This is a genomic window from Paenarthrobacter sp. TAF1 (genome assembly GCF_052113825.1).
Lineage (GTDB): Bacteria > Actinomycetota > Actinomycetes > Actinomycetales > Micrococcaceae > Arthrobacter > Arthrobacter nicotinovorans.
In genome coordinates this window covers 31,703-43,097 of record NZ_JBFRDO010000021.1, presented here as the reverse complement: position 1 = coordinate 43,097, position 11,395 = coordinate 31,703, and the positions used below count along the sequence as shown (strand labels likewise).

The window sequence follows — 11,395 nt, the reverse complement described above, 5'->3', positions numbered from 1 at the left end:
GTGCACCGCCCCGACACGCCGGGCAGCAGTACGAACAGGCATCCCCGCACACACCAAATCAAGAAACTCAGTACGCGCAGCCTTGGGGAACAACTTGACCATAAAACGCTCCATCAATCAGAGCGTTGCAACGACCCTATGACTTTGCCGCGCGAACATTGTCATCAAATGGCATCTCGGCGCGCAACCAAGTGCTTGACCCCGCCCCCAAACCTTCCTAGGGTGTTCTGAGAAAACGTTTTCTTGCTGTTTCCCAAACATTCCCGGAGAGCCCTTAGCCTCCAAGTACTGGGGCACGCCGTTGTGCCCCGGGAAGGATCATCCATGCGATCGACCCGAAGAAAACCGGAAATACGCCAAAGCCTGGGCGGCCTCGCGTTGGCAGCAGTGATCGGGTTGGGCTGTGTTGTGGCCGCAGGCCCGCCGGCCACTGCGGCTCCCGCAGGCAAAGCCGACAGCCCGGCATGTTCCAGCTCCAGCATCCACCTTGATTCAGGCAACGGCAGGGCCCCACAAAACCTCTGTGTCCCGGCGCAAGCCACCGGCAGTGACAAGACGTTGCTGGTGTGGAACAAGCCGGACGTTTACGACGACGTCGTGGACTACCGCGTCTACATGAACAACAGGGCGCTGGGAACCGCGGAGGAGAATGCGCGGATCTTTTCACCGGCCCAGAAATACGTGGACGCGTTCCGGGCCGCCGACAAGGATGGATTCCACGTCCGGACTGTGGCCCACAACTTCACGGTGACCGGCTTGTCGCCGCGCACCAGCTACCAGTTCAGCGTGACCGCTGTGAGGAAAGACGGAACCGAGTCTCCGGCGAGTGGGCCAATCACCGTCACCACCACGCCCGAACGGCACCAAGTCACCATCACCAATCCCGCGTACAAGGCTGTGGGCGATGGAAAGACCCTCAACACCAAGGCAATCCAGAAGGCCATCGATACCTGTAGAACACCGGGCTGCACCGTGGTGGTTCCTGCAGGTACCTTCAAAACGGGGGCACTTTTCCTGCACTCGGACATGACCCTGGAACTCCAGGAGGGCGCACGCCTGCTCGGCTCCGACCAGGCGGAGGACTACCCCTTGGAGAAGGGCTATTACCTCTACCCGGTACCTGAGCCCCTCCCCGCCGAGGCCGAATACCGGAACTACCGTCGGCCGCCGTCGCTCCTTAATGTCCTTCCGGACGACAACGGCCGCTCGACGGCGGGACGCGAACCTGGCGCTGTGGCCAGCAATGTCCGCATCGTCGGTAAAGGCGTGGTGGACGGAAACGGGTGGAAGCGCACTGCCGAGGGGTCGGTAGTGGATGAGGCGGGGAACGAACTTCCGCAATACGCGGCAAGCTCCGCCGGCAAGGTCCTGGACGATGGCTTGTTGGCGGCTGACCAGTTCCGCAGGGCCAAGGAGCGCCCGGAATCCCTCATCGGGGTGATCAACAGGCCGGAAACCCTGGATGACTCCGTACTGTACGGCCAATACCGCTCCAGCTTGATGACCTTCATGGGAGTAAAAAACCTGTACATCGAGGGAGTCACAGCGGACAACCCCGCGTTCCACGGTGTGATGATCCTGGACACGGAAAACAGCACGGTGAACGGAATGCGGCACACCACGTTCAACGCCAACAACGGTGACGGTCTGGAGTTCGGCGGTGCAAACAATGGCATTGTCGTGAACAACTTCTTCGACACCGGAGACGACCAAGTCAACTTTGCGGCCGGGCAGGGCAAATACGGGGCGCAGGGCCGGCCGAGCGAGAACGTCTGGATCTTCAACAATTACATGCGCATGGGCCACGGGGGAGTCGCTGTCGGTTCCAACACGGCAGCCTGGGTGCAGCGGGTCCTCGCTGAGGACAACGTCATGTACAAAGTTGAAACCGGCGGCCTCCGGATGAAAAGTACCTCGGACATGGCCGGAGGCGGCCGGGACTTTCTCTTCCGCGACACCGCGATGGCCTGCATGGGCAGCAGTGCTTTCATCATGTCGCTCAGCTATAACCAGTCACCGTCCGGATATGTCGCCGCTGAATCGGCCACGTTCAAGGACGTGGTGATACGGAACATTTCCGTGGACGGCAACAACTCGCCCACCTGCGGCATGGCTGTATCCGACAGCAAACCGGTGATCGATATCCAGGCAGGGCCGTCCCTCGGCGAAGGAACGGCCACCCTCAGCGCCTTCACTTTCCAGGACGTGGTGTTCCGGAACGCCAACCCCGCCAACATCAAAGGCCTGCGGGACTCCACGTTTGACGGCGTGACGTTCCAGAGCGTGCGGAACAACGCCAATCCCTGGCGCCTGGACCAGTACTCCACGGGAAACACGTTCACGGATGTCCATCCCATGCCGGCGGCCCGGTAGCGCCCGCCGCTGCAGGCGCCAATCCGCCGTCGGGTCGGCATTTGATGACAATCCCGGGCGCAAACATTGCCATCGAATGGCATCCCGGGACAAGGAAAGGCGGCCGTCCCCGGGAAGGGGGCGGCCGCCGTCGTTGTTCTGCCAAGCGGCGTCGAAGGGTTACATCTTCCTTCGCGTAGCGCTGGTTTCGTCCATGACGTCCCTGCCGAGCCATGCACCAAGGCCGATCATGGCAACGCCAAGGATCAGGTGGAGCCAGTTATCGGCCGTGTTGAACGGGACAAAGTTGGCGCCCGTTTCCTGGTTGATGACCAGGCCGTAGATCCAAAGAACGATGTACACAGCACCGCCGCCCAGGAGGAACAGGCGGGCCATGCGGTCGTTCCTTGCCATGGCCAGTCCGGCCGCGCCGAACAGCAGGTGAACGATGTTGTGGAGTATGGACACTTGGAAGACTCCAAGCAGCATGGCGCCGGATTCATGTCCCGCAAAGGTCATGGCGCCGTAATTGGTGGTGATTCCCGGGATGAAGCCCAGGACGCCTACCAGCAGAAATACAATGCCAACGCCCATGGCGGTGTTGCGAAGTGTCAACCCCATCATGTGGTGGTGTTCGGCGGGGTGCGAAGCGGTGGTCATCAGTCCTCCCTTTCACGCGGTTATCCGGCTCTTCTCCTGGAGAGCCGACCTGCGGCAAGGGGTGTCGCCAAACCTTGCCGACGCCGCCATAATACTCCTGAATTGCTCTGGATAGCAGGGGGATGAGCGCAGTTCAGGCGGCGGTTAGCATGGATTCATGAGCCAAGTGCCGAATGGTCGGGTGCACACGATTTTTCATGACGTCCGGGACCTGACGCCCTTCCGGGAAGGGTACGTACGGACGCCGGTGCGCGGACTCGCCGACGGCGTAAATGGAGTCCTTTCCGGTGTCCTCAGCGGCCGGGACCACGCGCGCTTGTCCCTCGTGGGCAGTGTTCCCAGGCTGAAGATGCTGTCCTCCAAGCCCGCGAAGGCCATGCATGAGGCTGTGTTCTCCTCCACCGATCCGGACCGTCTCCTTGCGTTCGCCCGGATGAACCCGGGCTGGGCGGGCTTGTGCCACATCATGGCAGGCCTGCTTGTCTATAAGCACGGCGGGTTCTTGCGGGCGTCGGAACTGCTGCAGCGAGGGTTGACGACCAGGATCGACGACGACGCCAGCCAGTTCTCGGCCATGTACCTTGGTCAGGTGGTCACCCGGGTTGAGGTCGCCGAACGCATCGAGGTGCCGGTGCTGTTCAGCGAAGAGTCGGTGTTCCTGGCGCTGGCCCACTGTCTGCGGGAAATGGGGATGACCGAAGCCGCCCTCGAAGCTGTGGCAGCCTTGCCGCCGTCGTTGCCTTCGGCCTTGGCGCGGTGCACGGCTGCGTTCTCCTTGGAACGCCACCGCGATGTGGTGGTCTGGACAGAGGGACTGCTGAACACGGACGACCTCTCGGCCGCGTTGTTGCTGATCAGGGCGCGTTCCCAGCGGGCGCGGGGCGACTATGAGTCTGCCCAGGCGGCGTTGAGGGAAGTCCTTCGCCGCAGGAAAACCAACTTGGCATTGAAGAATGATGCCCTCACTGACAGGGCCCTCTTGGCGTTGGACCAGGGACGCCGGACGCTGACGCCGTGGTCCCGACGGGCTGCCCCGCCGGCGGAGCTTGAAGCGGTGGAGGTTATCCGCAAGGACGCCGAGATGCGGCGCTTGTGGGAGAACGACTTCAGGCAACTGGGCGGGGAGTAAAAAACCGTTGCACACGAAGGGGTGCAGGCGTATTCTCTTAATCAACCAATTGATTGATCAAGCGATTGGTTGATTATGGAAGGTTTGCTGGTAAATGACACAGGATGCTCCAGGCCAAGACGCCCTGGACAAGGCCTTCATGGCGCTGGCGGATCCGGTCCGGCGGGCCATCGTTGCCCGGCTTTCCCGGGGAGATGCCACTGTCAACGAGCTCGCGGAACCGTTCGCCATTTCCAAGCAGGCGGTTTCCAAGCACATCCAGGTCCTGGAACATGCAGGCCTGGTGACCCGCTCCCGGGATGCCCAGCGCAGGCCCGTCCACCTGGACGCCGCAGCACTGGAACGCCTGACGGCGTGGATTGATCAGTACCGCCTGATCGCCGAGTCCCGCTTCCGGCGGCTCGACCAGCTGCTCGCCACCCACACCTCCCCACAGGAACAAGCAAAGAAAGAGGAACTGCAATGAGCAACGAAACCACCATCACCGCAGACGACGGCGTCCCCTTCGTCGATACCGTGCGGGAATTCGACGCCCCCGTCAGTGCGGTTTTCAAAGCCCACGTTGATCCGGACCTCCTGGCCAAGTGGCTGGGGCCTCGGGACGCCAAGCTGAACGTCACAAAGTACGACGCGACCACCGGCGGCAGCTGGCACTACGAAAGCGGACATGGCGACGAGATGTTTGGCTTCCACGGCATCTTCCACACAGTGGACGCGGATGAGCTGATCATCATGACGTTCGAATTCGATGGAGCCCCCAACCAGGTCGGCATTAGCAGCACCACCTTCGAGGAAATCGACGGCCGCACCCGGATCGTGGCGCACGAGGTCTACCCAACGGTTGAAGCGCGCGACATGGCCTTGGCGACCGGAATGAACTACGGAGTGGTGGAGGGGTATGAGCGCCTGGACGAACTGCTCGCCACCTAGAACGCCTGGAAGCGCAGCACGAGTGGAAGAACCTGCTCCGACAACAGCACCGTCCCCAGCCCGATCATGACGATCCCGCTGGTCAGGGTGACGGCCCGTGCGGCGCCGGGCCGGGAGGCCAGCAGCTTCCTGGAGGTCAGGGCCACAGCGGTGTAGACCATTCCTGCAAGGATCACGAAGGTCAACCCCAGCAAGCCCGACTGCACCGGGACGGGCAGCGCCGCATCCGGGCTGACGAACTGCGGCACCAGGGCCACGAAGAACAGGAGCCCCTTGGGGTTGATGCCGCTGGTGCCCATGCCCTGGAAGAACGTGCGGATCTGGTTTCCGGAATTCACGACGCCGTCTTCCGCACTGAAGCTTGCGCCTCGCCACGAGCGGATGGTGCCGATGCCAAGCCACAGCAGGTAGGCCGCACCGGCGATGGTCAGCCACCCGAGGAGCCCGGGAACGCCGGCCAGGAGTGCAGCGAGTCCGGCAGCCATCAGGAGCGTGTGGATCACGTAACCGCTGCAGAGGCCGGCGACGGCGGGAACGAAGCTGCGCTGACGCAGGCCCGCCGAAATCGAGTACGCCCAGTCGACTCCCGGTGTGCAGGCCAGGGTGACTGCCACGAGGACGAAGGCGAGGAACAGCTGCGGGTTCACGATCTCTCCAGAGTTAGTTGGTACGAAAACTCTAGGTAAAAAGCGCCCATAAGTGTTCCCGTTTTTAGCTCTGAAGAGCTGATTCTCGGTAAGATAATTGCGTGATTGACGGTATCGATAGAAGTATTTTGCGCCACCTTAAAGAGGATGGGCGGATGACGGCCACAGCGCTGGCTTCCAATGTCGGTTTAACCGTCGCTCCTTGCCATCGAAGGCTCCGCGACCTGGAAGCGACAGGGGTCATCCGCGGATACCGCGCGGACATCGACCCCGCCGCCGTGGGGCTTGGTTTCGAAGCGATCGTCTTCGTGACTTTGCGCCAAGTGGACCGGGGAACGATGGCCGCCTTCGAGGCCAGGGTCACCGCCAGCCCCAACATCGTGGAGGCCCAGCGCCTGTTTGGTTCGCCCGATTACCTGTTGAAGGTCATTGCCGCGGACCTGCCCGCTTATCAGCGTTTCTACGACGACGAGCTTGCGGCCCTTCCAGCAGTGGAGCGGCTGACGTCAACGTTGGTCATGAAGAACCTGAAGACCAACATCGGGCCGCCGGTTTAGCCTGCCCGCGGGCCGTTCAGCTGGCCGGGCTCACGTGCACGATGATGACTTGGGTGTCTTTGGAGCCGTCGAAGCGGAGGTCGTAATTGACCTCCAGCCCGGTGCTGGTCCCCGACGTCAATGAGTAATCGCTCTTGGCAGAGGGGTCTTGGCTGGTGGAGGAAATCCAGCGTTCGGCGTCGTCGGCGTCGATGCCGTACTTGTCCACTCCCTCGCGGATCAGGGCGTTGAATTCCTCCGCGGAAGCTGCAGTGAGGAAGTACGTGACCTCGGTGAAATCAGGGCGTGAATCGGTGGTCTTGAACCGGATCCGGTCCGTTTGTGCGGTGATCTCTCCGCTGGGGCCGACAATGGCCAGGTTGATCTTCCCGGAGTCCTGGGTGTTGATTTCCGGGCCGTAGCTGTCCTCGGATACACGCACAGCCGATTTCTGCAGGCTGCCGCTGCTCATGTCCAGGCGCGCTTGCTTGTCGGTCCTGATCCGGTCGACACCTGCGGCATCAAGCGTGGAGAATTCCGAGGTAATCACTGTGCTCCCTTGGGAAGTTGATGGAGAAGCGGGGACGGATAACTGGCATGCGGTGGTGGTGAGAATTCCCAAGCCAGCCGCCACGGCGATTGCCAGCCGCGAAAGCCACTTGGTCCGGGTCATTGGTGAACCTCGGCATCGAAGCCGTCCAGGAAGCGGTCCATGATTCCCGGAATGTTGTTGGTGGGTCTGTACTGTTCAACGCGGTCGTTGAAATCCGAACCGATGATGTCCCGGGCCTGTTGGGGATTGTTGGCCAGCAGGTCCTGGTAAGCGGGGAGGGTGTCCTGCTTGATGAGGGCCCAGCGTTGCTCGGCGTCGGCGATGTTGCCGTCCGGGAAGCCGGTGGTGAAGTCCGTCCGGAACTGCGTCGGGTTGTCCCAGTTGGTGAAGGGCAGGTTCTCCGGGCCGGGGCTTTCCACGCTGAACTTGTAGGGGAAGACTTCCGGGTAGCTTTTCGCGCCGGGAATCGAAGGCTCGCCGGCGAGGGTGACCATGTACGTCACGGCTTCCCCTCCCGGATGGTTGCGCATGTCAGTGTAATCGTCGGCGATGATTTCGTTCTGCTCCCGGTACAACAGGGCCGTGTTGCCTTCCTTGACCTGTGCGGGATCGCCGGAATCAATCTGGGCCCAAGCCTTCGCTGTTTCCGGGTCGATCGCACCAGAGTCCCGGAGGCGGTTGATTTCGTCGATTCCACCGTTCATGTAGGCCTCGTGCTGCCGGGCCTGGTCCAGGAAGATCTCTTTGTTCATGTCCAGCATGGACGTTTCGTAGAACTTGATCTCGGCGTCGGTCATGCCGGCAAGCTGCTCGATCTGGTCGAGAACCGGGATGGGGATGTCCGACGCCGGATTGTCGGCGATCTGCTGTGCCAGATCGCGGAGCATGGCCATGTCCTTGAACCCGCCGGCGAAGGAAGGGCCGATCATATTCGCCATGCCGGCCCACTGAAGGTCCGGGTTGGACAGGAAAGCCTGCCCGTAGAAGTCGTAGACCTTTTTGATGGTTTCCCAGTTGTACTCGGTACCCTTGCTGGTGTCCCACGTGGACGGGTCGATCCCCATCTCCCGCATGGCTTGTTGGTTCCAGTAATCGCTGAGGAACTGGGAGTACTCGGGCGATTTCTTCTCGATCAGGCCCGAGTCGGCTGCGGCATCCATGGCGGCCTTGGCGTCCTGGGGATGTTCGAGCGCCCACTTCTTGAATTCGTCGCTTCGAAGGTACTGTGCCCGCTCTTCGGGCGTCATTCCGTTCAGCAGATCCGTGAGCTCCTGGCCGTTTCCGCCGGAGCCGCCGGTTCCGCCAGCGCCGCCGGAGCCGGATCCGCCGGCCCCGCCATTGCTCGCGGCGGCCTGTTCGTCGGCGTTCTTCAACAGGCTCCGGGAAGCGGCCTTGATGCCGGAAGCCGCGCTCTGGAGGGCCCGCAAGTGCGAGCTGTTCCATTCGTGACGGAACCGGTCGCCGTCGTTCCCCCGCCAGGGACTGTTGGTGATGGACCCCGACAACTGTTGTCCCAAGGTGGTGAGGCTGTCCGCATTGCGGGCCAGTTCCTTGGCCAGCTGACGCAGCTGTGCGACGTCTGAGCCATAGAAGTTACCCGCCACGTCGCCCCCATTGTTGTGTGCTGATGATCTGGCCCCATCCTAGGCCGCCTGCGGAGCATGGCACATGGGGACAACTTCCCTATGTGCAGAACTACTCCAGAAGCAGGCCCGTTGTCCGGTACGGAATCACCTCACGGAGGAACATGCTGGTGGAGGTCCGGACGATACCGGGGCACAGCCGGATTTCCTCCGACACCCGGTAGAGGTCGTCGGGGCTCTTGGCCACCACCCTGATGATGAGGTCGGTATCGCCGGCGGGTGCGTGGCATTCCAGGACTTCCGGGATTTCGCGCAAGGCCGCGATGGCCTCGTTCAGGTGGCTTTGGTCGAGCTCTGCGCTGACCGCCGCAGCCACGCCACGCCCCAGGGCGGATGGCAGGACGCGGCTGCTGTTGGCACGCAGGGCGCCGGAGGTCGTCATGCGTTCCAGGCGGGATTGGACCGTCCCTCGCGCGAGGTGCAGCTTCTGGGCCAGGACCATGATGGGAACGCGGGGATCGTCGTCGAGCGCAGCGAGGATTCTGCGGTCGGTCGCGTCGAGTTCCTGCAAAATGACCACTTCCTGTCGGATTTTTGTTTCTGGAGTAGTCAGATCGATCAAGGAAATGACTTCCTGTTGCACCTACTGTATGCCCCCTGTTGAAATGATGACAACGAAGCAGGACGAGGCTACCGCCGAAGCCCGCCGGCACCAGGCACCCGGAACACCACCCGGAGCCCTGTACAGGTTTCCCGCAAGGAAGCAGCCGCTGATTGACTCTTGTTCACAGCATTGTCATTCTGCACTCGTCCGCTGATGCGGACAGCACAGCAAGAGCCCCTGAGCCACCGGATCGTTGCGGTAGCTGAGGGGCTCTTGTGTTGCCCGGCTGTGCAGGGATGGCACATAGGCTTGGTGCATGACTTCCGCAGGGCGATTTGCCCCCAGCCCGTCCGGCGAGCTGCACGTTGGCAACCTCCGCACGGCCATCCTCGCATGGCTGTTCGCGAAGTCCACTGGCCGTGATTTCCTGCTGCGCGTGGAAGATCTTGACCGTGCCAGGTCCGGCGCGGAAACCGGGCAGCTCCGTGATCTGCGGGCCATCGGCATCACGTGGGATGCGGATGTGGTGCGCCAGACTGAGCGCGCGGCACTTTACGACGCTGCGATCCAGCGCCTGACGTCGGAGGGGCGCACCTACGAGTGTTTCTGCACCCGACGTGAGATCCAGGAAGCGCCTTCCGCCCCGCACGCTCCGCAGGGGGCCTACCCCGGGACGTGCCGGCGGTTGTCCCACGCCGAGCGTGAGATCAGGCGCGCCTCACGCCCGGCGTCGATTCGTCTGCGGTCCGGGGTTGGCGGGTGGCCTGTAGAGGACCAGTTGCACGGCACGTTTGAGGGCGTGGTGGACGACTTTGTGCTGCGTCGCAATGACGGCGTCACTGCCTACAACCTGGCCGTGGTGGTGGACGACGCCGCCCAGGGAATCGACCAGGTGGTTCGCGGTGACGACCTCCTTCCCTCCACCCCGCGGCAGGCGTACTTGGCGACGCTGTTGGGCTTGCCGGTTCCCGTATATGCGCATGTTCCGTTGGTGGTGAACCACGACGGCGTCAGGCTGGCAAAGCGCGACGGTGCCGTAACGCTGGACGACCTCGCCGCCGTCGGGATTCCCGCCGCGCGAGTCCGCGGCCTGATGCTGGAATCGCTCGGCCTGCCCGGTGGATCACTGCAGGACGCCCTGGCGGAATTCGATCCGTCGAGGCTGCCCAAAGAGCCCTGGGTGTGGATAACTCCCCAGGTCTGAGGAGGGCACCACGTAGGCTGGCTGGATGCATTCACAGATGGTCGCCCCCGGTTTCGAATCCGTCGCCGAACTCTTCGGCCGTTTCCTGGAGCAGGATCCGGAGTATTCCGCCCAGGTGGCCGCGTATCATCGCGGCGTCAAAGTCCTGGACCTGAGTGGGGGACCGCATATCCGCCCCGACTCCGTCACGGGAGTGTTCTCCTGTTCCAAGGGTATGGCGGGCCTGGTCATGGCCTTGCTGGTGCAGGACGGCCAGCTGGACCTTGACGCCGAGGTGGTTAAGTACTGGCCCGAATTCGGCGTCGAAGGCAAAGACTCGATCACGGTTGCGCAGCTCCTGTCACATCAGGCCGGACTGTTGGGGCCCGAGGGAGGCCTGACCCTGGACGAGGTCAACAACTCTGCGCTGGCTGCGGCGAGGCTCGCCGCGTTGCCCCCGCTGTGGAAGCCCGGTGCAGCGTTCGGCTACCACGCGCTCAGCATCGGAATCTTCATGGAGGAGTTATGTCGTCGGATCACAGGCTCGACGCTCCAGGAGCTTTTCGAACGCCGTATCCGGGCCGTGACCGGTGCGCACTTTTACCTTGGGCTCCCCGAATCCGAGGAGTCCCGCTTTGCACCCTTCCGATGGGCAGCTGATCCTTCCTGGCCATGGGTGGACCCGGCAAGCCATTTCGGTCTTGCCGCCAATGCCGCCGTTGGCGACATCCTGGACCTGCCCAATATCCGCGAAGTCCGTGCCGCGGGACTGAGCTCGGCGGCAGGCGTGTCCAGTGCCGATGGCGTGGCCAGGATTTATGCGGCGGCTTCAACGGGCCTGGCCGGCGAACCCGGGCAGGCCCTGGGCGGCGGGCAAACCGCCGTCGCGCCCTTGCTGGCTGAAGAGACCATCCGCGCCGTGACCGCTGAGCAAGTCTTCGGCATTGACCGGGTTTTCGGTGAGACCGGCTGCTTCGGGACCGTTTTCATGAAGTCGCACAGCCGGATGCCGTTTGGCAGTTACCGGGCGTTCGGGCACGACGGCGCCAGCGCGTCTTTGGGGTTTGCGGACCCTGTGTATGAGCTCGGCTTTGGCTACGTGCCGCAGCAGGCCGAGCCAGGGGGAGTGGGCTGCCGTAACTTCCAGCTAAGCTCCGCGGTGCGGGAAGCCATCGCCGGCCTGACGCCGTAGATCCAGCGCAGGGCTGTTGCGCTGAA

Annotated in this window: 12 protein-coding genes; 7 read left to right on the top strand and 5 right to left on the bottom strand. The window is 62.7% G+C overall.

Annotated elements, in window-relative coordinates:
• Positions 1-324 precede the first annotated feature (324 nt).
• The gene (locus AB4Y81_RS19145) at positions 325-2,373 is read left to right on the top strand and encodes a glycoside hydrolase family 28 protein (protein WP_189076769.1); all 2,049 of its coding nucleotides are present in this window, start codon (positions 325-327) and stop codon (positions 2,371-2,373) included.
• A 159-nt stretch (positions 2,374-2,532) separates the two neighbouring features.
• Here the strand turns inward: AB4Y81_RS19145 and AB4Y81_RS19140 are convergent, their stop codons facing one another.
• On the bottom strand, positions 2,533-3,012 hold the full coding sequence (locus AB4Y81_RS19140) for a DUF4383 domain-containing protein (RefSeq protein WP_018779978.1): 480 nt from the start codon (positions 3,010-3,012) through the stop codon (positions 2,533-2,535).
• Between the two features lie 157 nt (positions 3,013-3,169).
• Between AB4Y81_RS19140 and AB4Y81_RS19135 the strand changes: the two genes are divergently transcribed.
• The 3 genes from AB4Y81_RS19135 to AB4Y81_RS19125 all read left to right on the top strand — a co-directional run bounded on the left by AB4Y81_RS19135 (position 3,170) and on the right by AB4Y81_RS19125 (position 5,071).
• Positions 3,170-4,141, top strand: a complete 972-nt coding sequence (locus tag AB4Y81_RS19135) for a hypothetical protein (RefSeq protein WP_189076768.1) — start codon at positions 3,170-3,172, stop codon at positions 4,139-4,141.
• A gap of 94 nt (positions 4,142-4,235) precedes the next feature.
• A complete protein-coding gene (locus AB4Y81_RS19130) occupies positions 4,236-4,607 on the top strand; it encodes an ArsR/SmtB family transcription factor (protein ID WP_018779976.1) in 372 nt (123 codons plus the stop codon).
• A complete protein-coding gene (locus AB4Y81_RS19125) occupies positions 4,604-5,071 on the top strand; it encodes an SRPBCC family protein (protein ID WP_018779975.1) in 468 nt (155 codons plus the stop codon). The genes AB4Y81_RS19130 and AB4Y81_RS19125 overlap by 4 nt, the downstream gene beginning before the upstream one ends.
• Here the strand turns inward: AB4Y81_RS19125 and AB4Y81_RS19120 are convergent.
• Positions 5,068-5,718, bottom strand: coding sequence for a LysE family translocator (locus tag AB4Y81_RS19120; protein WP_110506068.1), 651 nt, complete (start codon positions 5,716-5,718; stop codon positions 5,068-5,070). The genes AB4Y81_RS19125 and AB4Y81_RS19120 overlap by 4 nt on opposite strands.
• 101 nt (positions 5,719-5,819) lie before the next feature.
• On the opposite strand from AB4Y81_RS19120, the gene AB4Y81_RS19115 reads away from it, so the two are divergent.
• Positions 5,820-6,275 carry an Lrp/AsnC family transcriptional regulator gene (locus tag AB4Y81_RS19115; RefSeq protein ID WP_079582911.1) on the top strand — a complete coding sequence of 152 codons (456 nt, stop codon included), beginning with the start codon at positions 5,820-5,822 and terminating at the stop codon, positions 6,273-6,275.
• 16 nt (positions 6,276-6,291) lie between these two features.
• Here AB4Y81_RS19115 and AB4Y81_RS19110 read toward each other — a convergent pair whose 3' ends face one another.
• From AB4Y81_RS19110 to AB4Y81_RS19100, 3 genes are all read right to left on the bottom strand, one after another.
• A complete protein-coding gene (locus AB4Y81_RS19110) occupies positions 6,292-6,927 on the bottom strand; it encodes a hypothetical protein (protein ID WP_079582910.1) in 636 nt (211 codons plus the stop codon).
• Positions 6,924-8,411, bottom strand: a complete 1,488-nt coding sequence (locus tag AB4Y81_RS19105) for a WXG100 family type VII secretion target (protein ID WP_416430237.1) — start codon at positions 8,409-8,411, stop codon at positions 6,924-6,926. Before AB4Y81_RS19105 ends, AB4Y81_RS19110 begins: the two co-directional genes overlap by 4 nt.
• A 91-nt stretch (positions 8,412-8,502) precedes the next feature.
• A complete protein-coding gene (locus tag AB4Y81_RS19100) occupies positions 8,503-8,961 on the bottom strand; it encodes an Lrp/AsnC family transcriptional regulator (protein ID WP_026267476.1) in 459 nt (152 codons plus the stop codon).
• A 349-nt stretch (positions 8,962-9,310) separates the two neighbouring features.
• Here AB4Y81_RS19100 and gluQRS point away from each other — a divergent pair, with 349 nt between their 5' ends.
• A complete protein-coding gene (gene gluQRS / locus AB4Y81_RS19095; RefSeq protein ID WP_018779969.1) occupies positions 9,311-10,198 on the top strand; it encodes a tRNA glutamyl-Q(34) synthetase GluQRS in 888 nt (295 codons plus the stop codon).
• Positions 10,199-10,223: 25 nt separating this feature from the next.
• Positions 10,224-11,369 carry a serine hydrolase domain-containing protein gene (locus tag AB4Y81_RS19090; RefSeq protein ID WP_441996538.1) on the top strand — a complete coding sequence of 382 codons (1,146 nt, stop codon included), beginning with the start codon at positions 10,224-10,226 and terminating at the stop codon, positions 11,367-11,369.
• The last annotated feature ends 26 nt before the right edge of the window (positions 11,370-11,395 follow it).